Origin of the sequence: Brevibacillus sp. RS1.1 (genome assembly GCF_013284365.1) — a bacterium.
Lineage (GTDB): Bacteria > Bacillota > Bacilli > Brevibacillales > Brevibacillaceae > Brevibacillus > Brevibacillus brevis_D.
The window spans coordinates 146,506-170,560 of sequence record NZ_JABSVA010000006.1 but is presented as its reverse complement, the minus strand read 5'-3'; the positions used below and the strand labels follow the sequence as shown (position 1 = coordinate 170,560).

19 protein-coding genes are annotated in these 24,055 nt (G+C 48.6%); 3 read left to right on the top strand and 16 right to left on the bottom strand.

Annotated features, from left to right (window positions below):
• Positions 1 to 6: 6 nt before the first annotated feature.
• The 5 genes from HP570_RS20220 to HP570_RS20200 form a co-directional block, all read right to left on the bottom strand.
• Positions 7 to 1,074, bottom strand: coding sequence for a CamS family sex pheromone protein (locus HP570_RS20220; RefSeq protein WP_012684429.1), 1,068 nt, complete (start codon positions 1,072 to 1,074; stop codon positions 7 to 9).
• A 41-nt stretch (positions 1,075 to 1,115) separates the two neighbouring features.
• Positions 1,116 to 2,042, bottom strand: coding sequence for a WD40/YVTN/BNR-like repeat-containing protein (locus tag HP570_RS20215; protein WP_173626905.1), 927 nt, complete (start codon positions 2,040 to 2,042; stop codon positions 1,116 to 1,118).
• 20 nt (positions 2,043 to 2,062) lie between these two features.
• A complete protein-coding gene (gene ligA / locus HP570_RS20210) occupies positions 2,063 to 4,078 on the bottom strand; it encodes an NAD-dependent DNA ligase LigA (RefSeq protein WP_172141804.1) in 2,016 nt (671 codons plus the stop codon).
• Positions 4,079 to 4,299: 221 nt separating this feature from the next.
• Positions 4,300 to 6,648, bottom strand: coding sequence for a DNA helicase PcrA (pcrA, locus tag HP570_RS20205; RefSeq protein ID WP_173626904.1), 2,349 nt, complete (start codon positions 6,646 to 6,648; stop codon positions 4,300 to 4,302).
• 101 nt (positions 6,649 to 6,749) lie between these two features.
• The gene (locus HP570_RS20200) at positions 6,750 to 7,550 is read right to left on the bottom strand and encodes a VanW family protein (RefSeq protein WP_173626903.1); all 801 of its coding nucleotides are present in this window, start codon (positions 7,548 to 7,550) and stop codon (positions 6,750 to 6,752) included.
• A 194-nt stretch (positions 7,551 to 7,744) separates the two neighbouring features.
• On the opposite strand from HP570_RS20200, the gene HP570_RS20195 reads away from it, so the two are divergent.
• Complete coding sequence (locus HP570_RS20195) at positions 7,745 to 8,794, top strand: DUF418 domain-containing protein (protein ID WP_173626902.1); 1,050 nt, start codon at positions 7,745 to 7,747, stop codon at positions 8,792 to 8,794.
• Between the two features lie 167 nt (positions 8,795 to 8,961).
• Here HP570_RS20195 and mglC read toward each other — a convergent pair whose 3' ends face one another.
• The 9 genes from mglC to HP570_RS20150 form a co-directional block, all read right to left on the bottom strand.
• Positions 8,962 to 9,981 carry a galactose/methyl galactoside ABC transporter permease MglC gene (mglC, locus tag HP570_RS20190; RefSeq protein ID WP_173626901.1) on the bottom strand — a complete coding sequence of 340 codons (1,020 nt, stop codon included), beginning with the start codon at positions 9,979 to 9,981 and terminating at the stop codon, positions 8,962 to 8,964.
• 18 nt (positions 9,982 to 9,999) lie between these two features.
• Positions 10,000 to 11,517 (bottom strand): sugar ABC transporter ATP-binding protein, encoded by a 1,518-nt coding sequence (locus tag HP570_RS20185; protein WP_173626900.1) that lies wholly within the window; start codon positions 11,515 to 11,517, stop codon positions 10,000 to 10,002.
• A gap of 82 nt (positions 11,518 to 11,599) precedes the next feature.
• Positions 11,600 to 12,646 carry a galactose ABC transporter substrate-binding protein gene (locus HP570_RS20180; RefSeq protein WP_012684421.1) on the bottom strand — a complete coding sequence of 349 codons (1,047 nt, stop codon included), beginning with the start codon at positions 12,644 to 12,646 and terminating at the stop codon, positions 11,600 to 11,602.
• A gap of 125 nt (positions 12,647 to 12,771) precedes the next feature.
• Complete coding sequence (locus HP570_RS20175; protein WP_173626899.1) at positions 12,772 to 13,758, bottom strand: substrate-binding domain-containing protein; 987 nt, start codon at positions 13,756 to 13,758, stop codon at positions 12,772 to 12,774.
• Entirely contained in the window at positions 13,755 to 15,518 is a 1,764-nt protein-coding gene (locus HP570_RS20170; RefSeq protein ID WP_173626898.1) for a cache domain-containing sensor histidine kinase, read from the bottom strand. Before HP570_RS20170 ends, HP570_RS20175 begins: the two co-directional genes overlap by 4 nt.
• A gap of 3 nt (positions 15,519 to 15,521) precedes the next feature.
• Entirely contained in the window at positions 15,522 to 17,126 is a 1,605-nt protein-coding gene (locus HP570_RS20165; protein ID WP_173626897.1) for a response regulator, read from the bottom strand.
• Between the two features lie 70 nt (positions 17,127 to 17,196).
• Positions 17,197 to 17,682, bottom strand: a complete 486-nt coding sequence (locus HP570_RS20160) for a tetratricopeptide repeat protein (RefSeq protein WP_173626896.1) — start codon at positions 17,680 to 17,682, stop codon at positions 17,197 to 17,199.
• A gap of 79 nt (positions 17,683 to 17,761) precedes the next feature.
• Positions 17,762 to 19,000 (bottom strand): PqqD family protein, encoded by a 1,239-nt coding sequence (locus tag HP570_RS20155; RefSeq protein ID WP_173626895.1) that lies wholly within the window; start codon positions 18,998 to 19,000, stop codon positions 17,762 to 17,764.
• Positions 19,001 to 19,036: 36 nt separating this feature from the next.
• Complete coding sequence (locus HP570_RS20150) at positions 19,037 to 20,191, bottom strand: HesA/MoeB/ThiF family protein (RefSeq protein WP_173626894.1); 1,155 nt, start codon at positions 20,189 to 20,191, stop codon at positions 19,037 to 19,039.
• 500 nt (positions 20,192 to 20,691) lie between these two features.
• On the opposite strand from HP570_RS20150, the gene HP570_RS20145 reads away from it, so the two are divergent.
• Positions 20,692 to 21,249, top strand: coding sequence for an RNA polymerase sigma factor (locus HP570_RS20145; protein ID WP_012684413.1), 558 nt, complete (start codon positions 20,692 to 20,694; stop codon positions 21,247 to 21,249).
• Complete coding sequence (locus HP570_RS20140) at positions 21,246 to 22,955, top strand: DUF4179 domain-containing protein (protein WP_173626893.1); 1,710 nt, start codon at positions 21,246 to 21,248, stop codon at positions 22,953 to 22,955. Before HP570_RS20145 ends, HP570_RS20140 begins: the two co-directional genes overlap by 4 nt.
• Positions 22,956 to 23,018: 63 nt before the next feature.
• Here the strand turns inward: HP570_RS20140 and pcrB are convergent, their stop codons facing one another.
• Together pcrB and HP570_RS20130 are read right to left on the bottom strand one after the other, a co-directional pair.
• Positions 23,019 to 23,714 (bottom strand): heptaprenylglyceryl phosphate synthase, encoded by a 696-nt coding sequence (pcrB, locus tag HP570_RS20135; RefSeq protein WP_012684411.1) that lies wholly within the window; start codon positions 23,712 to 23,714, stop codon positions 23,019 to 23,021.
• A 17-nt stretch (positions 23,715 to 23,731) separates the two neighbouring features.
• A complete protein-coding gene (locus HP570_RS20130) occupies positions 23,732 to 24,022 on the bottom strand; it encodes a YerC/YecD family TrpR-related protein (protein ID WP_007717484.1) in 291 nt (96 codons plus the stop codon).
• Positions 24,023 to 24,055: the final 33 nt, after the last annotated feature.

The window sequence follows — 24,055 nt, the reverse complement described above, 5'->3', positions numbered from 1 at the left end:
TTTTCCTTATTGTCTGTAAATATGCATATACGGCTCTCCACTTGTCGGTCGAATGTAGATCGACAATGGTTTGTTCATCGACTGTACATACAGGTTGACGTGAACGCTTTTGTCGAAGAGCTGATTGATGCTTCCTGCAGCAAATTGCGTAAACTGCAATGCCTCTGTTCTGGAGTCATACTCTGCAGTGGCGGTAATCGTAATCTCAGTGAGCTTGCCGTCCATGAAACGTCCCAGACCAGTCATTCCGATATATTCAGGGAAATAGCCCTTGGATTGACGCATGAGCTTGTCGTACTGCAACGACTGCTCTGGGTATTTCTGTTCAACCTCTGAACTCGGGAACAGGAAATATTCCTCTTCGATCGGCAGCCACTTGGATATCGTTGCTTCATTCGCCCCTACTGTTCCTGACATGATGAAGTGCCCCGGCACCAGAGTAGAATTCACTTCCGGTACTTGATACATCAAAATCAGGATCGGAACTTCCGGATTTGTTGCACGTACAGACTGCACGATACGAGCTGCAACCTGCTGACCTTTTGCTTGTAGTTCTTGTGCCGTGTACACCTTGTCCTGACCGGTTGCATCCTGATAATTCGGCGAAAGCGACAAGCCCAACACCATGCCAGCAAGGCTCTTATCCTTCTTGCTCAGATAATCATGCTCCAATACGTGCACGAGAATTCCGTTTTTCTTTTTCCCGTTGGCCCCAGCCGTCTTTTCCTGTGCAATCCACTGGGTAACTTGCTCTTTTTTTATCACTTGACCTTCTTGGAAATAATAATCGGACGTCGGGTATGTCTCCCGGGCAAACTCCATCAAGCCTAATTCAAGGTGACTGAAATCGACGCGATATTTCGTATCAGCAAGCATTCCTCGTGTCTGGTTTTGCTTGTACGGGGTAATGCTTCCGTAGTAATCCTCGGATACTTCCACTACCTCCGACAAGGACGGTGTAGTAGGCTCAGGAGCTTTGTCCTTGCCCCCAGGTATCAGCGAGCATCCAGTCAATGCCATCACAAGAAGTACAGCTGTCAAGAACCTGCATCCTGCCAAAAACTTCACTTTCATAGATTACTCCTTTTCGTATCCAAAGGTGGGCGATGTACAAATCATTCGTTCCACTTGATCCATCGATTGTCTTCGAGCTTGTAGATCAATGCCGATTCGCCAATTCCCACCCATTTTGTATCCTCGCCACCTGAAGCAATGACAATCAGCTTTTCTGGTGAACGAGCATCCAGCAAACGCCATTCGCCCTTGATTTTCTCATAGATACCTTTTTCGGTTGCGACAGCGAGAGTACCGGTTCGTCTGTTAATAGCGAGCGAATAGATCTGCTGTGCTCCGGGAATCTCCTCTGTCTTCCACTGCCCCTCTTCATTATAGAGCAAGCTGAATTGGGCCGCTACATAGAGTCGGTCTTGTTCGGGATCAAAGTCCATGGCAAATACTTCCTGGTCCATTGGCTGCCACAGACTCCAAGATTGGGCCCCGTCTGTCGATTGATAAATGCCTTCACCCGAGACAAAGGCAAACAGACGTACTTCGTCTCCTCGGCGATTCCCCACAAAGCTGGTGATATTCGCTGGCTCTGGTAACCCCTTGTTGACTGAAGTCCACTTTTTACCACCATCTGTTGAATGAAGAACCCCATCAATTCCACCGACAAATATTCGCTTCGGATCATCCGGGTCCACAAACCATCCTTCAATCGCATACTGCTCTAAATCTGTCGAGAGAGATCCCCACGTTCCACCGCCAGTTGAGCTATACAACCCTGCATTCGTACCAACCCATACTTGACGAGCGTCATCGGTCATCATCAGATTGTGAATGGTTGCTCCCAGTTCCAATACGTCCTGATAGGTCAAGTTCCCTTGTAGAGCAGCAGCTGTAACTGTCGGAGGATTCGCATTGATTTCTTTACTGCCAGTACTGCTGTTATTTCCACAGCCAACCAATTGCAGCATGGCTACTACACCGATTCCCCATTTCAGGAAGCTATTCATGCTCTTCACGTCCCTTCCCTTACTCATCCGTTGTCGCCACCGTTTTCTTAGGCGTTGCTCTCCAATACTTGCAGGAAGCCTGCTTCGTCCATAACAGCCACGCCTAGTTTTTCTGCCTTCTCCAGCTTGGAGCCGGCTTTTTCACCTGCAATCACCAGGTCTGTCTTTTTGCTGACGCTGCCTGTTACCTTGCCACCCAAGCGCGCAATCGCTTCCTCTGCCTCCTGCCGCGACATTTGCGTCAAGGTACCGGTCAAAACAATTGTTTTGCCTGAGAATGGGAGGTCTGCGCCACTCTCAATGCGGATTCCTTTGTACTCCATGTTTACTCCGGCCGCTCGCAGTCTCTCAATAACTGCCTGAGCCTGCGGCTGTGCGAAGTAGTTCACAAGACTCGCAGCCATTTTCGGCCCGATCTCATCGATTTGCGTAATCTCTTCTTCAGAAGCCTGCATAATGGTATCGATATTGCCAAAATGCTCCGCGAGAACACGTGCCGCCTTGGCTCCGACCAAACGAATGCCAAGACCGAACAATACGCGCTCCAGCGAGTTCTCCTTGCTCGCTTCAATAGCCGCAAGCAAATTATCTACGGACTTTTCACCCATGCGCTCCATGCCCAATAGAGCATCGCGCTGCTGGTGCAAATAATACAAGTCAGCGACACTGTGGATGATACCGTCGCGATACAGCTGGGCCACGACCTTTTCTCCCAAGCCGTCAATGTTCATAGCCGTACGGGACACGAAATGAATCATGCCTTCACGGATTAGGGCCGGACACATTGGATTAATGCAACGCAGAGCCACTTCTTCCTCCAAGCGTACCAGCTCACTCCCGCATTCAGGACAATGCGTTGGCATGGCAAATGGCACTTCATTTCCAGTACGACGCTCTGGCAAGACTGCGATAATTTCCGGGATAATGTCCCCCGCTTTTTTGACGACAACATGATCGCCGATAAGGAGGCCTTTTTCCCGAATAATGTCTTCGTTGTGCAAGGAAGCGCGCTTCACGGTCGTACCTGCCAAGCTGACTGGCTTCAATAAAGCAGTCGGGGTGACATTCCCTGTACGCCCCACAGATACTTCAATCCCTTCTAGAATCGTAACCGCTTCTTCGGCAGGGAACTTGTATGCGATAGCCCAACGCGGACTTTTCGCAGTAAAACCAAGCTCCTCCTGCTGAGCGTAACTGTCGACCTTGATCACCATGCCATCGATTTCATAAGGCAAATGAGGACGCTTTTCTGTCCAGCCCGCAATAAAAGCGAGCAGTTCATCGACGTCGTCAAATACACGTCGCTCCTGATTCACCATGAAGCCGAGCGTCTCCAGCAAATCAAGCCCTTCACTGTGCGATTCCACTGTCTCCCCTTGCAAATCGCCAATGCCGTAAATAAACGTATCGAGTTGACGGGATGCGGCAATTTTTGGATCAAGCTGACGGAGCGAGCCTGCAGCGGAATTGCGCGGGTTGGCAAATAGCGCTTCTCCACGCTCCTCGCGCTCTTTGTTCAGCTTTTCAAATGCGCCCTTGGACATGTAAGCTTCACCGCGAACCTCAAGGGTTAACGGCTTCGTCAGCCGCAAAGGAATGGAACGAATCGTTTTCAGGTTTTGTGTGATGTCTTCGCCTGTTGTTCCGTCTCCACGAGTAGCCCCGCGGACGAACAGCCCATTTTCATAATGAAGCGACACGGCCAGACCATCGATTTTTAGTTCAGCTACATATCGGACAGCCTGACTGCCAACGGCCTGACGCACCCGGCGGTCAAAATCCCTGATGTCCTCCTCATTAAAAGCGTTGCCGAGACTGAGCATCGGTGTCTTATGAACGACCTTTTCAAAAAAGGGCAGCGGCTCTCCCCCTACACGCAAGGAAGGAGAATCAGGTGACTGCAAATCAGGAAAGCTGGTTTCAAGCTCCCTTAGCTCCCGCATCAATTGATCGTATTCCTGGTCAGAAATCTCAGGTCGATCCTCTTCATGGTAAAGACGATTATGCCGCTCAATTCGTTTCGCTAATTCTTTAATTTTTGTTTCCGCCGTCAATCGATCCATTTCGTTCATCCTTTCATACTCATACCTGTTCAAAAAGTTGGCTTTTCAGCACCGAGATAATGGCGAGAACCGCACGAAGGAGGAGCGGAGTGTAGGTACCTACATGAGCACCGGACTTCGAAGGTGAACGCCATTATCGATGCGAATAAGCTTCCCGGATTGCTTCGTGATCAAAAGACGACTTTTTGAACTACCTTTTTGCGATTGGCTGTATTTGCACATTATCCTTTTTGAATAGGGGCGAACTTCGCTAAAAGCTTTTTAATGCCAGTCGGGCTTGGGAAAGCAATGTCGAGCTCCATGTCGTCGCCTGTTCCTTTTACTTTGACGACTGTACCGTTGCCCCATTTGCCATGTGCCACTCTATCGCCAACCTTCCAATCAACACTTGCTCCTTGACCGTGTCCAGGCAGTTTTTCACCCGCCGGACGAGTAAACGTAGCAGGTGTGCTGCTTGCGGTCCGTTGACCCGTGCCAAATTTCGGAGCAGAGCCGGCTTGTGAGGAGGACGCTCCAAACGGTCTCGCTCCCGTGTCACGTCCGAATGCACTGCCATCCCGCTGTCCAAATGCACTACTGCGTCCACCGCCGGAGAAGCCTCGGTCCGCTGTCGCTGGATTTCCTTCCAACAGCTCAGCCGGAATTTCTTGCAGGAAGCGAGATGGTGCATTCACATTCGTCCGTCCAAACAACGTCCGCATACGGGCACATGTCATGTAAAGACGTTCCTCCGCCCGTGTAATTCCCACGTAAGCCAGACGGCGTTCTTCCTCCATCTCGGCATCGTCAAACAAAGAGCGGCTATGCGGGAAGACACCTTCCTCGCAACCTACCAGAAACACCACAGGGAACTCCAGTCCCTTGGCGCTGTGCAAGGTCATTAATACAACCTGTCCCTCTGCCGATACTTCCTCCTGGGCACCGTCATCTCCCAAGGAATCGATGTCTGCTACCAGCGCGAGGTCTGTCAGGAACGCAAGCAAGCTCTTGTCTTCATTTTTGCGCTCGAACTCCTGGGTTACAGACAGGAACTCCTCGATATTCTCCAGACGTGCCTGTGCTTCCAGCGTTTTCTCTTCTTTTAAAGAATCGCGGTATCCAGAACGCTTCAGCACTTCTTCCACCAGCTCTGTCACACTCAAGTAATCGGTCATTTGCATCAAATTCGAGATAAGATCATTAAAGGACAGGATCGCATTCGTCGTGCGCGAAGGCAGCCCCATGTAAGCCGTCTCCTGAATCGCTTGGAAAAGGGACTGACCATTTGCGTTCGCATACGCTTGCAGCTTGTCTACTGTCGTATCCCCGATATTTCGCTTCGGTACGTTGATAATGCGCTGCAAGCTGATATCGTCATCCGGATTGGAGATGAGACGCAAATAAGCCAAGATGTCCTTGATCTCTTTGCGATCGTAGAACTTGGTTCCGCCGACGATGGTGTACGGCATGTTCGATTTGATGAAAACTTCCTCGACCACACGAGACTGGGCATTCGTCCGATACAGGATCGCGAATTTGTCGTAGCTCTTGTACTGTGCCATCTGCTTGCGAATCGTATCGACGATAAAGTACGCCTCGTCGTGCTCGGAATCACCCTGGAAGCACATGATCTTGTCGCCGCCCGGATTCTCGGTCCAGAGTTTCTTTTCTTTGCGCAGCTTGTTGTTGGCAATAACCTGGTTTGCTGCCTGCAAAATCGTTTTGGTGGAGCGATAGTTTTGCTCGAGCTTGATGAGCTTGGCTTCGGGATAGTCTTTTTCAAAGTTTAAAATGATCGAGATATCGGCACCGCGCCATTTATAAATACTTTGGTCAGCATCCCCCACGCAGCAAACATTTCGGTGCTTGTCTGCCAGCATGGAAATCAAAAGGTATTGCGCCCGGTTTGTATCCTGATACTCGTCAACGTGTATATAGCGGAATTTCTTTTGATAAAACTCCAATACTTCCGGCACTTCTTTAAACAGACGAACTGTCGTCATGATCAGATCGTCGAAGTCCAACGATTGGTTGTTTCTCAGCTTTTTCTGATAGGCCGTGTAAACCTTTGCTGCCACTTGTGCAAATGGATCGCCCGCAAGACGCGTATAGGTTTCTGGATCGGTCAGCTCGTTTTTCGCTCCGCTGATCGCAGCCAAAATCGAACGCGGCTCATACTGCTTCGGATCGATGTTCAACTCTTTTAAACATTGCTTGACGACAGACAACTGGTCACCCGCATCCAAAATGGAAAAGCTGCGATTGATGCCGAGTCGGTCGATATCTCTGCGCAAAATCCGCACACACAAGGAGTGAAACGTCGACAGCCATGCATCCTGCGCTGCCGCTCCGCCAATAATGGCAGCCACACGGTTTTGCATCTCCCGCGCTGCTTTGTTGGTGAAGGTGATCGCCAAAATGCTCCAAGGCGCTACCTGCTTGGCACTAATCAGGTATGCGATACGCTGTGTCAGTACCTTAGTCTTGCCGCTACCCGCACCGGCCAAAATCAAGACGGGACCTTCTGTTGTAAGGACTGCTTCCCGCTGCTCGGGGTTTAGTCCAGCTGTGATACGATCTGCAAAAGACATATGTATAAATCCACCTTTCCACGTTCCCTAGACGAAAGCATATGTTCCTATTTTCGCACAGATCGCAGTGGAGTTCCAGTTCGTATCCCGAACAGGAAACATCATCCTCTCGGTAGCAATGGCTCGTACATCAAATAAGCCCGATTCTCCGTCAGCCATTCTTGCTCCACCCGTTCTCCTTCCAGCGTGTAGACATCTCGATACAATTCATTTTTCCGTTCATACCCTCCCCAAATCGAAGGAAGGATCTCATGTTCTTTCTCAATAATGACATACGTCCGTGTCGGTGGCATGTCGGAACGCCATTCCCCTACCAAATGTGTATCGGTCAGGTAGACATGCAGTTGAAAGGGCTGTTGCGTCTGGTTGGCGATTTGCAAATCCAGATAGTTATAGAAACAAGTCGCTCCACTCCCGAACGGCTGTGTCCGATGCGAATCAGGAAAAACATCGAAGCTATGACGATGTCGTTCCGTCACTGTCAACGGTGTATGCAGGGTCATCCAGTACAGCAGATTCGAGAGCTGACAAAGCCCTCCGCCAACTCCGGCCGTGACGCGTCCCTGCGAGAGCAGCATTCCCTCTACATAGCCTTTGCTTCGGGTCGGCTTACCAATCTGCTTCCAATACGAAAAGGTTTCCCCCGGATGGATGATCAATCCGTTCAGTCGTGCAATGGCCAGCCGCAAATTGATCACTTTGTTATGCTGCATCCACATTTCCACGTTCTGCAATGGGCGTAACAAAATCGTTTGATGAGAATAATGGACATAGCGCAACCATTCGCTTCTTTTCTCATGAGCGAACCTCGTTCGACCAAATGTCCATTGTACATACCTTTTCCAACGAAAATAGGCCATACCCGCTGCCAGACGCCACTTTCCCCGTGCGATTGGTTTCATTGCGCACCCCAACTTCCTGATTATTACAATAGACGCAGGAATTTGAGATGAAGTTGCGGTCGAATACGGGAGCCCCCCTCACTTCTTACACTTTTGTAAGCGAGACGTAAGCAAATGCCATGTCCCTCCATCCCCGGTTGAGCTAGGATAGGAGAAGTGCGCGATCAGGCGACGAACAACAAGAGAAGGAAGTGATGGGATTGAAAGAAAACGCACCTACGTTGAACCAACGAATTGATACATTAGATACTGTACGGGGCTTCGCCTTAATGGGCATTCTCCTCGTTAACATCGTGGCATTGCTGTATGCGCAAACACCTGAGCTAGGAAGTGTAGACCACTGGCTGTTCCAGTTTTTCAATTTCTTTGTGGAATCTCGCTTCTTCGTGATCTTCTCCTTCTTGTTTGGCGTAGGCTTCTATATTTTCATCAGTCGAGCAAAAGAAAAAGGGGCCAATAGCACCGTTTTGTTCATTCGGCGTCTGATTGCCCTACTCGCTCTTGGCTTTGTGCATAAAATGTTTCACCCTGGTGAAGCACTTTTCATCTACGCTATTTTCGGCTTCATCTTACTGCCCTTTTATCGATTGAAGGCGCGAACCAATCTGATCATCGGCCTTATTCTGTCTATCCTTGTCTGCTCTATTGGCTTTAAAGCGCTTTTGGTGCTTCCCTTATTTATTTTGGGACTCGCTGTCGGGCAATACGGGGTCTTTCAAGATATTCCTAAATTTTTACCCGTGATTAAAAAAGTGCAGGGCGTGACCTTCGTCCTTTCGTTAATCGGCTTGTTTATCCAATACCGACTCACTCCAGCTGATCTGGCAATGAGTGGCGTGAATCTGGTTGTAGACGATACCGTGTCAGAAGAAACCCTCCAGCAGTTGATGAACTACACGATTGCCTTGACCTCCACTGGTCTTGTCATGGCTGCCTTTTACACGACGACTCTGATTCGGCTGCTGCAAAATAAAACCGTCCAGACCATCCTCTCTCCGCTGACCAGCTATGGGCGCATGGCATTGACAAACTACGTCGGACAAACCGTATTGATCCTTGTGGGAGGCTATGTGTTCGATTGGTTTGGCAATCTCGGCTATCTGCAAACGACCCTGATCTGCCTCGGTATCTACGTGGTGCAAATGGTAGTAAGCGTACTCTGGCTGTCTGTCTTCCGCATGGGGCCACTTGAGTGGGTATGGCGATTATTTACGTATATGAAAATCACACCGTTGCGAAAATAAACAATCAGAGACCCCAGAAAAAGCTGCCTTGGTTGACAGCTGATCCGGGGTCTCGTTTTTATAATATCGGAAAGTGTAAACATCTTCGGGTTTCCTCCCGATATTACGGAAAACATTCCGACAATACGCGGTCGCTCATCCATGAGCAAGCCTCGAAAAAGGTTTTCTTATTTTTTCGCCAAGTATTTACGAATGTCAAAAGCAACGGCTGCCACAATGATGAGTCCTTTGATAATGAGCTGCCAATACGGGCTGACTCCAATAAACGTAAGACCGTAGTTGATGACGCCAAAAATAAGGACACCCGCAAGCACACCTGGAACGGTACCAATTCCGCCAGACGTCGAGACTCCACCTACCACACAGGCGGCAATAGCGTCCAGCTCGTACATGTTACCGTAGTTGTTCGTCGCCCCACCTGTCCGGGCTGCCTCCAAAACACCACCGAGTCCATACAGGGCACCCGCAATGGCATAGATCATCATGATGTTGAAAGCGACGTTGATCCCGGAAACAGTGGCGGCCTGCATGTTGCCTCCGATGGCGTACATGTTTTTACCAAGCCGTGTTTTGTTGAAAATCACCCAGACGATGAACGCAACCACGATCGCAATGATGACGATATACGGAATCGAATACGGGCCACTCGGGCCGATGTACCCTGTCCCAAGCTGATTGAAGTCACTCCGCAGTCCAGCTATTGGCTGAGATTGATTGGGCTCCCTGTCAAAATAGATGGAGTTGAACCCGTATACAATGACCATCATGCCCAGCGTGGCGATAAAAGGTGGCACACTAAAACGAGACACTATGATGCCGTTGATCAGACCAACCAGCAAGCCCGCAGCGATTGCAATGAGAATGGGGATAAGCAACGGCAAATCGGGTAAATCCGGGAAAAACCTCCGCGGGTAGTCTTGAGTTTGCAGCATCGAGGCGGAGATGACAGCCGTCAATCCGACCACTCGCCCCGCAGAAAGATCCGTTCCGCCTGTAATGAGAACAAACGCAGCACCCAAGGCAATAATGGCGCGAGTGGAGGATTGCATCAAAATATCCCGAAGCGTTGTAATGGAAAGAAAATTGGGATCGTAAATCGCAATTCCAGCTATCAACAAAACCAGAACGATATAGATGGCATTTTGCGTCACAAAGCCTTGCACCTGTTTAGCAGACAACGAAGACATGCCTGTTCCCCTCCTTTCTCATGCTAGATGCTTGGTAGCTAGCCGCATGATCTCTTCTTCGGTTGCCGTTGTCCCTGACAAAAAACCGGAGAGCTTCCCCTCGCACATGACCATGATTCGATCTGACATGCCAAGCAACTCCGGCATTTCCGAAGAAATCATGATGATGCCTTTTCCCTGACTCGCCAGCTTCGCGATGATGGTGTAGATTTCGTATTTGGCGCCGACATCGACTCCACGAGTAGGTTCGTCCAGCAATAAAATATCCGGATCAGTCAAAAGCCACCGCGCTAGCAGAACCTTTTGCTGATTTCCTCCTGACAGGTTTTTGATCATTGCTTTCATAGAGGGAGTCTTGACGCGGAGCATCTCGATGCTTCGGCTGACATCTGACCTACGCTTGCGCTCATTGAGGAGCAGAAAAGGTGTTTGGTAACTGGCCAAATTCGCGATGACCGTATTTTCCAGAATCGATAAGACAGGAATGATGCCGGTGACTCGCCGCTCCTCCGTCAAGAGCGCCATTTTGTACTTCTTCGCATCCTTCGGTGATTTGATCCGTACCTCCTGACCGTTGATCGACACTTTTCCTGCCGACACTGCACGCAGTCCAAACAATGCCTCAATCAGCTCTGTTCGTTGTGCGCCCACGAGGCCGCCTACGCCTAAGATTTCACCTTTGCGCAATTCAAACGACACGTGCTGAAAAGACTGGGAAAACGGGGAGGTCAATCCCTCTACCTTCAAAATTGGTTCCCCGGGTGTATTGGATCGACTCGGGAAACGCTGCGTCAGGTCCCGTCCGACCATTTTGGAGATGATCAGGTCTGTCGTCAGTTCAGCTGCCCGCCATGTACCGATGAGCTTGCCGTCGCGCATGATCGTCACGTCATCCGCAATCCGTAAAATTTCTTCCATCTTGTGTGAAATATAGATGATAGCGACACCTCTGCTCTTCAGTTCACGGATGATCGCAAATAGCTGCTCCACCTCGTTTCCCGTCAGTGAAGACGTCGGTTCGTCCATAATAATCACTTTGGATCGGTAGGAGACCGCTTTCGCAATTTCAAGCGACTGTACCTTGGATACAGACAAGTCACGGACTACAGCGTGCGGATTCAGGTCCATTCCCAGATCAGCAAACAGCTTCTCCGTATCCGAAAGCATTTTTTTCTCATCCACAAACGGAAAAGGACCAATTCTTTTGACCGGAAAACGTCCTAGCCATATGTTTTCCATGACATTGCGAAAGGGCACCGGATGCAGCTCTTGATGAATCATGGAGATGCCGTGTGCCAGCGCGTCCTTTGAGCTGCTCATCGTCACCTGCTCATTGTTTAAGACGATTTCTCCCGCATCTGGCCGATAAATTCCGAAGAGACACTTCATCAGGGTCGATTTGCCTGCTCCATTCTCTCCCATCAGTGCATGGACTGTTCCCGGACGGACTTTTAGCGTGACATCATCGAGTGCCTTGACCCCTGGAAATTCTTTATGAATGTGGTTCATTTCCAACAAAAACACCTGCTGGGCCATGGAATGCCCTCCTCTGTGCAAAATCATCCCCATCATCGAAACAGGAGAGTCGGATTCGTCTCTTCACCGACTCTCCTGCTTCTTATTTCGCGTCGTTCATGTTCTCCTTGGTGATTTTTTTGTAGGGCACCCACACGTACTTGCCGTCCGTAATGTCAAAGCCTGTGGAATCTTTTGTTGGCGTTTCCCCTTTGGCCAAAGACGCCGCGATGCTAAGCGTTGCTTTTCCCTGGTTATTCGCATCGTTGAGAACCGTTCCGAGCAAGGTTCCCGCTTCCAGCTCCTTCAATGCAGGCGCTGTGGCATCCACGCCAACAACGGGCATGTACTTACCATTCGCGAAATAGCCAGATGCCTTCAGCGCTTCAATTGCCCCCAGTGCCATATCGTCATTGTTGGCAAGAACGGCTTCGATCTTGTCACCGGAAGCTGCGAGGAAGGCTGCCATTTTTTCCTGCCCTTTTACGCGATCCCACATGGCCGTATCTTCCGCGACCTTCTCTACTTTAATCCCTGCGTCTTCAATCGCCTTCACCGAAAACTTCGTCCGCAGCTCAGCATCCTGATGCCCTGGCTCGCCTTTTAACATGACGTATTGGAGGACACCATCCTTGTTTTTATCTGCTTCCGGGTTTGCCTTCCAGTAATCGACGATCAACTGCCCCGAGATCGTGCCGGATTCCTCCGCTTTTGCTCCCACGTAATAGACCTTATCCCACTTCTGCATATCCTCTGGCATCGGCTCACGGTTGAAGAAGACGACAGGGATATTGGCCTGCTTCGCCTTGTCGATAAGGACGCCAGCAGCTGTGCGATCCACCGGATTGATGGCGAGGGCATTCACCTTTTTGTTAATGAACAAATCCACTTTGTCATTTTGCGTAGGCTGGGCATTTTGGCTGTCTACAATGTCCACTTCCGCTTTGCCCTCCGCTGCTTTTGAAATCGCATTGCGTACTCCCGTCATGAACGTATCATCGAACTTGTAAATGGCGACCCCAATTTTGGGATTCCCCGCAGGAGCCGATCCACCCCCCGACGCTGCTGGCTGCGATCCACCTGACTGTGAGCATCCAACCACCGAGAGCGTAACAGCGGCCACCAGTGTAGTGGCAATCAGCTTTCTCATTCGATAATCCCCCTTTATCCCCTATATTTACATCTGATATACACCAAATGTAAGCGTTTTCCAGAATGTGTTCCATCGAAAATCCTGCGCATTTCTATCAAAATTCTCATCTGTTTTTCGGAGGCCTATTTAACAAAGGGGAAGAGGAGCTTTTGATTCTCCGACCAGAACATATTCTCCCGATCGATTACTTTTGTTCCGGTGTCGACCAGACTGGGCACTGCTTCTCCATTGCTCGCTTCGACCGCGTACTTGACGCCTAGATATCCCATCGATAGCGGCTTTTGGATGATCGTCGCGGAAATGATTCCTTCCTGCAAATACTCCAGCACTTCTGGCGGACTGTCGATAGCGACGATTTTGACTTTGTCCCGCAATCCACTGTTTTCCATTTCCTCAGCCACACCGATCGCTGTACTGGAATCGAGTGCAATCACTCCTTTCAACTGCGGATGCTTGCGGATCAGTTCGTGCGTCCACTCACCGATCTGCTTTTTATCCGAGGGAACATTTTCGTTGGCAACCAGTTCAACCTGCATTTCCCGTGGGAGCAAATCGAGGACGCCCTGTTCTCTTCGTTTGGCATTTGCCTTTATCCGATCTGTACCGAGCAATGCGATTTGTCCCTTTTTTTCAATCAGGTACACCATTTTTTCGAAGGCCTTCCTGCCCATATCGTAGTTATCCGTCCCAATGTAGCTCTTGACGGCTGAATCATTTCCGACTGTGTCGAGTACAAGGATCGGGATGGCCCGCTCCCTTGTCAGCTTGATGGCTTCTCGCAAAACTTGTTCGTCACTAGGTGCCACCACGATTGTCTCGGAGCCATCTGCGATTGCTTGCTGCACCAGCTCCATTTGCCTCTGAGCATCCTCCTCATAGTCCGGTGCGTAAAAATTCAAGTTTCGCTCATATTCCTTGGCAGCCATCTCCGCGCCGAGCTTGACCGTTCGCCAATAATCGCCGTGCTTCATACGGACGATTAGCGCCACTGTCTTTTTCTTGTCTACTTCCACATTCGTTAGCGAAGCACTGCACGAGTAAAAAAGCGTCACCGCTACCAAAAAGACCAGTCCGTATCCGCTAAAACGTTTCACCGCTGCTGTCTTCATAAACGATCTCGCTCCTCTGCAATCTGCCGCGGAATCCATACACGCACAACGGTCCCCTCTTCCTGTTCGCTTGCGATTTCCAATCCGTACTGTTCGCCAAAGGTCAGTCGGATGCGCTCTTGCACGTTTTGAATTCCAACGCCCGAGCCTTCCTCGCTTTTGTAAAAGCCAGCCTTTACTTGTGCAAGAACATCTGGGGACATGCCCAAGCCATTGTCGCTTACCTGAAGTAACACCTTACCGTCGATGAGCGCTGCAAATATGCGAATCCGGCCCGGATCAGCCAAATGCTCAATCCCGTGGTAGATAGCGTTTTCCACAATCGGTTGGAGCAGTAACTTCAGCGTCAGACAGTTGAGTACCTCATCCTCATTTTCGACCACGATCTCGTACTCAAATTTTTGCTTGTACCTCATTTTTTGAATAATGAGATAATGTCGCACATGCTCCAGCTCTTCGCGCACCGTGATAATGTTCTTGCCGCTACTCAGGCTAATCCGAAACAGCTTTGACAACGAAGTAATCGTGGTGATGACATCCTCGTTTTTTCCGTTGCCGACCATTCTGACCACAGAGTTCAGCGTATTGTACAGAAAATGCGGATTGATCTGTGCCTGTAGCACCTCCAGCTCGCTTTTTCGTTTGGCTTCCTGTTCCCGAATGATCTGGTGCATCAATTCCCTGACCTTCGCGACCATCAGATGAAAACGCAAGGAAAGCTGTTCGACCTCATGGCTTCCCCGGATCGGTTCACTCTCTGAAAAATCTCCCTGCTCCACCTTTTCCATGGACCGCTCCAGCAGCTTGATCGGTCGAGATATTTTTGCAGAGAGATAGTGCAGCACGAACAACACCATGACAATCACAAAGATGAGCAACCAAAAAATGAAGCGACTGATTTCTTTTTTGGTCGTCACAATCTCGTCCATGTAGGAAACCCCAATGATTTTCCAGCCTAGCTGATCGATGGTCTTGATCGTGATCAAACGCGTTTCGTCCTGCGTCTCTTCTACATAGCTGCCGTAGGAATGCTTCAGCGGCAAGGAACGGTTTTCATTTTTCAATCCGGCGTAAATCAACTGCTGCTGCGGATGGTAGACGATGTTCCCGACCAAATCGATGATGTAGACGTACCCCTTTTTCCCCAAGCCCACTCTCTGGCATAGGTCATCGATCTCTTTGAAATTCACATCGACTAAAAGTACGGCAGGTATTTCTCCATCAGGTCCGTGGAGAAGAATTTCCCGACTCATCGAGACGACCCAGGTGTACTCTCCTTTAAACAAGTTCTGGATATGCGGGAGCGAAAAGTTCAGATTCGTCGGGTCCTCAATCGCCTTTTGGAACCAGCTCTGTTCCGTCAAACGAGTGTTTTTCCTCAGTACTTTGGAAGGAGTTGTGGCCAATAACGTTCCGTCTCGTGTAAAAACCGCGATGGAGACGATGTCCTTTCTCGTTTCTACGATTGTCTCCAGCTGTTCGCTCAGCTTGTCAGCCGTGAGTCCCTTGCTTCTTCTGATCTTGTCATCGACGAGCTCGAAAATTTGCGTCATCCCATTCAAATAGCTGTCCAGATTGTATTTCACCTGCTCCAGGATTTGCTGTGTGTGCAGATAGGCGTTTTGCTCTGCCGTCTGCGCAAATTTTCCGTACAGCATCACCCCGACAAACAGCATGACGAGTACAGTCACGAGTGTAAAGGAAGTGGTAATGATAAATTGAATGCCTTTGACCTTGATCACCGTAAGCAATCGTTTCATCGGTTAACCTTCCTGCTCGCTCTGACTTCGGTACTCTTTAGCGGACATGCCTGTATACTTGCGAAAGCTGAAGCTAAAGTAATTGGGATCGGTATATCCTACTTTCTCCGCGATTTCAAAGGACTTCAAATCGGTCGTCCGCAAAAGCTCCTTGGCCTTTTCCATGCGCAATGACAGGAGATAGGACACAAAGGTGGTTTTCGTCTCTTTCTTGAAAATACCGCTAAAATAACCGAGGCTGATGTGCAGTTGCTCGCACACCTTGTGGATGGATATGTCGGGAGAATGATAATGTGCGTGGGTGTAGTCCAATGCCTGTGTGATCAATCGCCTGTACGTCGTTTGCCGTCCGCTTGCGATACTCGCCATGAGGCGCTCACAAATATCTGTGATCTGTTCTCGGGCATCCTCCATACCAGTAAAAGTCGTCATGACCTGCAACAGATAACGTTGCCCGCCAAATAGTTGATCCATGTCAACTTCGGCACGATGGGCAGTCTTCAAAACGGTCGTCATAATCTCCAACAAATAAATTCGGTAGTCCTCAATGGATACGGGTACACCCGCCACTTGAGCAAACAATTCATCAATCACGTTCCGAAGCTCCGCACTCGTCCCCATTTTGATGCACCGAACCAATTCATGCTCCCTTCTCTCATCGAGGCGTATCTGTTCACTCGCTTGCTTTTCCACGTCATTGATCACAATCATCCTGTTGCAGCCGAGGATGCTTTTGTAATCGAGTGCCTGCATGGCGTCCTCATACGAATAAGCGAGTGCTGTTATATCAGCCACAGCGTTGCCGATTCCGATCGTTACCGTAATGCTCATATATTTTTCAATCGTTCGCCTGATTTCTTCTGCAATATGTTGTGCTCGCACTTCGATTCGCTGCGTGTCGTCTGCTTTTGTTCGCATGAGCAGCACAACCTGATCTTCATGGAGAAAAACAATACCCGCCTGTTTGCCTGCGTTTAGCTGCTCTTCTGCGATATTTTTCACAGCAAAAAGAAACAACTGCTGCTCCTCCTGCTTGGGCTGGTCTACACAGATGACCGCCACGAGATATTCGGGACTCCTGAGCTCAATCCCGTATTCGCAGGCTTTTGAAAAAACATCGTGCTGTACGAGTTGACGACTCAGCAAAGATGATAAAAAAACCTCCCGCAACACCGGCAAGCTTTTTCGATAGCTATCGCGCAGCAGCTGAACGTTTTCCCGATGGGCCGCCTCTTCGTCCATCCGTCGCTTGACCTTGTCCAGCGCTTCCATCAGCTCACTCGCGGAAAACGGCTTGAGCACATATTCGTCAATTTGCAGCTTCACGGCCTTTTGCGCGTACTCGAACTCATCAAACCCAGTCAAGATAATGATGCGGATGGCAGGGTAATCGCGCCCGATGGACTCCGCCAGCTGAAGTCCGTTCATAAAGGGCATCTTGATGTCGGTTACGACGACGTCCGGTCGCAGCCTCTCAACCAGCTCCAATGCCTCTCTGCCGTTTTCTGCTTTGGCAACCACCTCGTACCCGTGTCTATGCCAGTCAATTTCTTGACTAACCCCTTCTCTTACATCTTCTTCGTCATCTACCAATATCAGCTTATACATAGGCACCTCCCGCTGTTGTACTTGTACAACGGGAGGCGATTGTTTTCCTGCAAATGGAATTAGTATGACGCTACCATGTCTTATTCAGATCATCTGCATAGAACAGAATCGCTTTTTGATAGGCCAAAATCGTAGGATCGCTTGAGGCTTCTGCGAGGTTTTTCAGGAGGAGATTCATGGCTTCGTGATGCTTCCCGAGATTGTAATACGCCATGGAAAGAAAAATCGGAAAGGAACGGTCGCTGGGGAACTGTTGCATCCCCATCGCGAGCGTAGCTGCTGCCTGCTCGTATTGTCCCAGCGTGCGATACGTACTGCCCAGACCGAGTAATGCCCCTTGCAGGTCTTCTTCGACAGACAGTCCGAGCTCAATTGCTTTTTCGTAAAAGGGAACAGCTTCCCTCTCCAATCCGGCTGCGTCGTGGCACCAAGCACACTGATAATGGGCGACAGGATCAGTCGGAGATTGACTGACGAGCTGAAGGGCAAGCTGGATCGCTTCGTCCAGATGCCCTTCTTTTCGCAGATGAATGATTTTTTGGATCATCGGGTTCATGTGAGCACTTCCTTTGCCTGGGTATCTCTCTTCCCCCTAGCGTAACAGGGTAGCTTGGCAAGGTGAATACACAAATTAGTTATGTGCCTTGCAAGGATTTTGTCCGCTCTCTTTCGCTTCTCCGTTGTCGATAGGCTCTCATCCACGACCAGCCCAAGATGAGAAACGGAACTAGCACCAACAGGATCAATAGGATGCCGTCCCAAAACTCCCACGAGTGAAGCGGAGCGTTTTTCATGTCGTCAGCAATGATCCAGATGAAATCAACCGCCATGCGCAGCTGATACTGGACAAAGAACCAAATTCCCCACACTGATCCAATCAAATAGACCCAGCTATACCAGCGGATGACTCTCTTCTCATGGTCAGCTACGTACTCCCATTCCTCCTGCTCCTCCTGCGTCAAGGAACGGAATTTCCCTTTCAAAAACATACGTGTATTCACCATCAGATTGGAGCATTGGAACTTGGTTGCTAACACGTAGTACAAGTCGGTCTGCATGAAAACCATGAACTGAAAGGCCAAAGCCATGAGAAGAATGACATTCAGCATGCGAATGAATGCTTCCATGAAGGGCAAAAGCGTCAGCCAGCCTTGATCATTGGCAAACAACAAAATCACACCGATACCCATAAACATCGCATCCCACGACATTCCCGCCAAAAATGCCCTGTATCTGCGCTGTGGCTCAACGAGAACAATATTGGACATATTCGTCTCTGCTACGGCAAAAACAAGTCGATGCCCCAGACCGATACGACTGCCGATCCCCAATGAGCGGGCCGCCATCAAGTGGGCCATCTCATGGAAAAACAGAAAAACCCAAGTGGCCACGAATGAAACCACTACCGAAACCGTCACGGAAGAAGAAACAAAAATATCGGAATAGACCGGGATATACTTGCCCGTAAACAAACAAATGAAAAGACCCGTGAAAAAGAAGATACCGTATAATCCAAAGGCAACGCGATTAAAGAAAAACTGCCCCGTACTCTGCTTGATCCAAGAGAAATGATCTACAACCGGCACTGGCTCGTTGACAACCTCTCCATCTACCATGTGGACAAATTGATAGGAAGCAATTAAATCCTGCGCAAAGTCAAGCACATCTACCGGTTCGCCCAACCGTTCTTCCATGATCGTCGCGACTTCATGAATGCTCTTCCCTTCATCCAGCATATCGATGATCTCGACACCAATGGCCGGAAGCACAATGAAATTGCTGATATCCGTTCGTCCAATGAGGATCTCTTCCTCGTTTTCCGCCCGACGCGCAAGCGGGTGCATCTTGAGAATGCTATCTCCCGAGATATTCACTTGTCAAACACCTTCCTCTCTTACAGGAACGATTCCTTACTTTGCGAGCACTTCATTTCTCTTGATATGAAAAATCGGCTCCGTTCCGCTGCCGCTTCCACAAGTCGGGCATTCGGCTTCATTTCGCTCCCACTCAAAAAACACGCTCTTTTCCAACGTATTGAAATCGAAAATGATAAATTTGCCCGCCGATTGTACAGGAGCAATTCCAGTCAAATACCTGATTGCATCGGAAGCCATCATTCCTGTAATCATCATGGTGTTGGGTGCAATGGTGGCAGTAGGCAGAATAAAGTTGGTATCGAGCAGCCTTTGGATCAGCTGCGGATAGTCCTCGATCTGTGTAGAACGATGCAAATGCATGCAGTCGATACAGCCTGTCTTGCCCGGTTCTACCATGAAGAACTGTCCTTCGATAAGGTTGAATCCCCCGGCAATGAACGGGATTTGCAGTTTGGTGCAGGCATGATTCACCCATCTCTGCAAAAAGAAAAAGGGCTGATCGGCTGCGAGCATCACGAGGCCACTTCCCGCAATAACCCGCTCCACGTCTTCGCTGGACTTGATTTGCATTGTCTCCGTTTCAATCAAGACCTCAGAATGAAGCCTTCCGATGAAATCACGTGCCGCTTCTACCTTCAGGCGACCAATATCATGCTCGTTAAAGACCATTTGTCTGTTCAAATTGCTAAGCTCTACTCTATCAAAATCCACGAGCTTGATATGCTGGATACCCGCTCCTACCAGATTGACCAGTAGCGTAGAGCCAAAAGCACCCATTCCTAAGATCGTCACTTTTTTTCTACTCATCTGTTCCTGTAGCTCGCTTGGACTTTGATTGAGATCGGTAAACAAGGAGAAGTAGCGAATATTCGCTTTATATCTTTCCTTTTGTTCCGAAGTCAAAACGGAAGCCTCTTCCTTCGCCTGATCCATTAGGAAACCCAAACCACTCAGTGATTCCACTGCTTCCACTATTTCTTCATACGTAATTTCGGGGTAATCGACAACCAATAATGTATGTATTTCACCGATAGTACGAGTGCCATCCATCAGTTTGATCATCTTGCGGATGGACCCATTCTCGTCTTCCAATTCGAATGTATAGCCAGGAGCCTCTCCCAAGCGGAGCATCTGCTCTGTCACTTCATAGACGGGATGCACTGGTTTAAATAGAGGACGACGTTCCATAAAAACACCTCCCAATAGTAGGTTCGCTAACCCGGCTCAATTTAGATGAAAAAAGGGAATAGCTCTTGTGCTATTCCCCCCTCTCCTTAAGAGAATTAAGCTGCTACTGCAGTAGTGCGAACGCTTTCAACTTTTTTCGCTTGGATTTTCATGGATAGTTCCTCCTCTCTCTGATTCAAAAATAAAGACAAGTTGATTATATTTCATAAATTTACAGAAATCTACAAATATTAGCAAAGTTTTATATATTTTGGTAATATTCGACTATTTATTTCGTATGCAATAGTATTTTCCTTCCATTTTCTATTAAAAATCTCAGAACTCCTTCTTTTAGGAAAAAACTTTTGATTCTCTTTGGAAAATACCCCTTATTTTGGGACGCTTTCCTTTTAGGATTCGTAGTACTAGGATGTAACGAGAAAATTTCACCAAGATCACTTTTGTTTGATCAAAAAAGGAAAAGCTGCGCAGCGAGCCTTTTTTGCCTAGGGGGAGCACAAATGGAGGAAGATCGAGTGATCATCGGGCGGGTCTTGCAAGGGAACAAAGACGCCTACTCCGAGATCATTGCCAGATACCACGGAAAAGTAAGTTCCATTCTTCGCAAGATGTTGGGACATACACCGGATGCACAGGATATCGTGCAGGAAATTTTCATTAAGACGTACTACCATTTACCAGAATATAAGGCAAACTACGATTTTTCTGCATGGTTGTACCGGATTGCTGCCAACCATTGTCTGGACGAGCTGCGTAAACGTAAACGCAAGCTTACGCTCAGCTCGAATGAAGAAATAGAGCCAGTGGATAGCCACACGCCGGAGGTTGCCTTTTTGAATAAGGAGGGGCAGCGCTTGTTGCGTCAAAGGATGATGTCCGTCGAAGAAAAGTATCGGATCGTCCTCGAAATGCGCTACTTCGAATCATTGAGTTGTGAGGAAATCAGCCATCGACTGTCGATTCCATCGAGTACTGTGCGGACGCGCCTGTCTCGTGGAAAAGACAAGCTAAGGGAAGCTATCGGACATGCAGGGCAAGGGGGGGACTTTCATCTATGAAATGTTTAGATAAAGGACAAATTGCTTTGTATCTATACGACCTTCTTGAGCCAGAGGAAGCCGAGGTCATAGCAGCCCATTTGGAAGAGTGCCGTCATTGCCAGATGAAGTTGAAGCAGGAGCTGGACGAGCTGGAAGACCTGGAAGAATCACTAGCGACAGATGAGCCATCCGATGCTGTCATCCATGACATTATGGCGAATCTCCCCCCTTACCCCATTCACGTCCTGAAACGATCAGAAAGACAAAAGATACAGAAGAAATTCGATTGGAAAAAAAGGAGCCTGGATATCGTGAAAAAAGCAACCATCGCCGTAGCAGGAATGGCAGCGGTAGTCTATTTTGGAACACTGACTTCACCATCCTTTGCGACTTATGTAAATAACTTGTATGCCTCTACCATAAAATCAGATCCGCAGCAGACAGAGAGTAGCTTGTTTGCAGCAGAAGCGCCCGAGGACGCCCTCATCCAGCGTGGACTTGAAAGAGGATATAACAAGAAGCTTGATTTGAAAGCCGTCGACAACGGAATGACGCTGGAAGTAAAAGAAGTTATGGCAGATACGAGGGATGTCCGGATTATTTTCGGCTTCAAGGATAAGAATGGCAAGCAGCTTGAAAAGTTGTTCCGGAATTTGCCAGTGGGGGATGAAGATAAACTGAACGAAACCTATGAAATAAAAATCACAGACGAGGACGGAAACGTTCTTGAAACAATTGATAAGTACCATCTTAAATATAACAAGAAGGAAAGCATCGGCGAAAAAGAGGAGTACTTGATGGTCAGCCGACCGATTAGCCGATATTTTACAGATGTCAGCAAGATTCCTGACAAACTAAACATCGAGCTTCGCATCAAGAAGCTGGACAAAGTTGACGGAAATTGGAGCGTAACCATCCCTGTTGATATTTCCAAAGCCAAAAAGGAAACGAGAATTGTTCCCATTAACGAGCATTTTACCGCTCCCAATGGCGAAGTGATTAATCTAAAGCAAGTGATGGTGACACCTGGCCAAACTGAATTCGTTATCGAGAATACGGAAGGAAGCGGTAGTTCCCCATCCTTAACTTATGAAGTAGTGGACGACAAGGGGGCTGTACTCGCAGCTTGGAGCACTCTGGACCTAGTGAGTGAATTTGGGGAAGAGCCGAATCCATTTTTCAAAAATGTAAGCAGAGAATATTTCGTTCGTGCAACCGATGACAAAAATATTCACTTCATCAGCTTTCATTCCTTGCCAACGGATAAAAATCTAACCTTTAGAGTCGGTGATAATTACGATCAGGTTCCTTCGAATTTTAAGCAAAAGCTGTCCATTGAGACACTAAAAACCACTCCTGTAACGATAAAGCATGAAGGAAGCACACTAACCTTCTCAAACTTTGCTTCAGAAGAGATAACGAAAACAAACCCAATCACTTCTGAAAAAATCAAAAGGCTGCGTAATACATTACAGCTAGAGGCAACTTTGGCACCGGGTTTGATCTTTTTAGACTCCTGGCAGGGTGCTGATGACAAGGGAAAAGAATACGATTTTAATTTCATGGGCTCCACAACAAAAGATGAAAAAGGAAATTTTATCATGAAAGGTACACTCGTAGATGAGATGGACGTTATCCCGAAAGAACTGACGCTTACGATCGAGGAACAAGTGAACAAAGCAAAAGATATGAATTGGAGCGTAGCACTTCCACTGAAGAACTAGCGCAAAAATAAAACCACCACTCCCAACGAGACTGTAACAGCTCATGGGAGTGGTGGTCTTTTTTTAGTATTGGGTTCCTTTTACAGCCTTCACAGTAGCGAGCGCAGCATCGAGATCATCATAAATGACATTCCCTACAACAACCGTATCAGCAATCGCAGCCATTTCTGCCGCTTGCTCCGGGTTACGAATCCCGCCGCCATAAAAGAGGTGGGCTTCGCCCGCGCCTGTCTTGGCAGCCTTTACGATTGTCGGATCGCCGTATGTACCACTGTACTCCATGTAGACAATCGGCAAACGACAAATGTTCGTCGCTACCTGCGCGTACGCTTTGGCCTGCGTGGCATCCGCAATCGGCCGTGCTTTTGTCAGCTGTGCTACGCCCGCTTCTGGATTGGCGATGATATATCCTTCTGTAATGATCTCATCCCAATGAATATAAGCACCAAACGCTTGAAGCCCTGATACATGGGGAGCAAAAATCCAGTCTGGATCGCCAGCGTTCAAGACGAGCGGGATCAAATACGAATCAAATCCCGGCACAACTGCATCCAGCGAGGAAATCTCCAGGACAGCCGGTACTGCGTAACGACGCAATCGCGACATCAATTCGAGGGTATTGTCATAGGTCACACCGTACGTGCCGCCCACAATGATCGCATCTGTTCCGGACTCGCAAATCGCCTCCAAGGCCTCGTCATCGATTGTTTTATCCGGGTCTAGTTTAAATGTATGGCGCCAGCCACGATAGTCAATCAACGTTGCCTGCCTCCTAGCTATTTTCCGATCCGCTCAAGTGCCATCTGGTATCCGTCATTTCCATAGTTCAAACAGCGTTTGACGCGGGAAATCGTCGCCGTACTTGCCCCGGTCTCTGCTTCAATCTGATTGTAAGTAAAGCCTTTGCGGAGCATTCTCGCCACTTCCAGGCGCTGTGCGAGTGACTGCATTTCGTTCACTGTGCACAGATCGTCAAAAAATTGATAGCACTCTTCCATCGTTTCCAGGGAAAGAACAGCTTCAAACAACTGTTCGAGCCCTTTTCCTTTTAATTTTTCCAATTGCATGTCTGTCACCTCTGTTATATATCCGTCTATCGA

What these genes read in the sequence shown, in the direction of transcription:
- HP570_RS20175 (WP_173626899.1), bottom strand. Translation starts at nt 13,758, where the DNA reads ATGAAGACAGCAGCGGTGAAACGTTTTAGCGGATACGGACTGGTCTTT.
- HP570_RS20165 (WP_173626897.1), bottom strand. Translation starts at nt 17,126, where the DNA reads ATGTATAAGCTGATATTGGTAGATGACGAAGAAGATGTAAGAGAAGGG.
- HP570_RS20195 (WP_173626902.1), top strand. Translation starts at nt 7,745, where the DNA reads ATGGGATTGAAAGAAAACGCACCTACGTTGAACCAACGAATTGATACA.
- HP570_RS20170 (WP_173626898.1), bottom strand. Translation starts at nt 15,518, where the DNA reads ATGAAACGATTGCTTACGGTGATCAAGGTCAAAGGCATTCAATTTATC.
- mglC (WP_173626901.1), bottom strand. Translation starts at nt 9,981, where the DNA reads ATGTCTTCGTTGTCTGCTAAACAGGTGCAAGGCTTTGTGACGCAAAAT.
- HP570_RS20140 (WP_173626893.1), top strand. Translation starts at nt 21,246, where the DNA reads ATGAAATGTTTAGATAAAGGACAAATTGCTTTGTATCTATACGACCTT.
- ligA (WP_172141804.1), bottom strand. Translation starts at nt 4,078, where the DNA reads ATGGATCGATTGACGGCGGAAACAAAAATTAAAGAATTAGCGAAACGA.
- pcrA (WP_173626904.1), bottom strand. Translation starts at nt 6,648, where the DNA reads ATGTCTTTTGCAGATCGTATCACAGCTGGACTAAACCCCGAGCAGCGG.
- HP570_RS20130 (WP_007717484.1), bottom strand. Translation starts at nt 24,022, where the DNA reads ATGCAATTGGAAAAATTAAAAGGAAAAGGGCTCGAACAGTTGTTTGAA.
- HP570_RS20220 (WP_012684429.1), bottom strand. Translation starts at nt 1,074, where the DNA reads ATGAAAGTGAAGTTTTTGGCAGGATGCAGGTTCTTGACAGCTGTACTT.
- HP570_RS20215 (WP_173626905.1), bottom strand. Translation starts at nt 2,042, where the DNA reads ATGAGTAAGGGAAGGGACGTGAAGAGCATGAATAGCTTCCTGAAATGG.
- HP570_RS20145 (WP_012684413.1), top strand. Translation starts at nt 20,692, where the DNA reads ATGGAGGAAGATCGAGTGATCATCGGGCGGGTCTTGCAAGGGAACAAA.
- HP570_RS20150 (WP_173626894.1), bottom strand. Translation starts at nt 20,191, where the DNA reads ATGGAACGTCGTCCTCTATTTAAACCAGTGCATCCCGTCTATGAAGTG.
- HP570_RS20185 (WP_173626900.1), bottom strand. Translation starts at nt 11,517, where the DNA reads ATGGCCCAGCAGGTGTTTTTGTTGGAAATGAACCACATTCATAAAGAA.
- HP570_RS20180 (WP_012684421.1), bottom strand. Translation starts at nt 12,646, where the DNA reads ATGAGAAAGCTGATTGCCACTACACTGGTGGCCGCTGTTACGCTCTCG.
- HP570_RS20200 (WP_173626903.1), bottom strand. Translation starts at nt 7,550, where the DNA reads ATGAAACCAATCGCACGGGGAAAGTGGCGTCTGGCAGCGGGTATGGCC.
- HP570_RS20160 (WP_173626896.1), bottom strand. Translation starts at nt 17,682, where the DNA reads ATGAACCCGATGATCCAAAAAATCATTCATCTGCGAAAAGAAGGGCAT.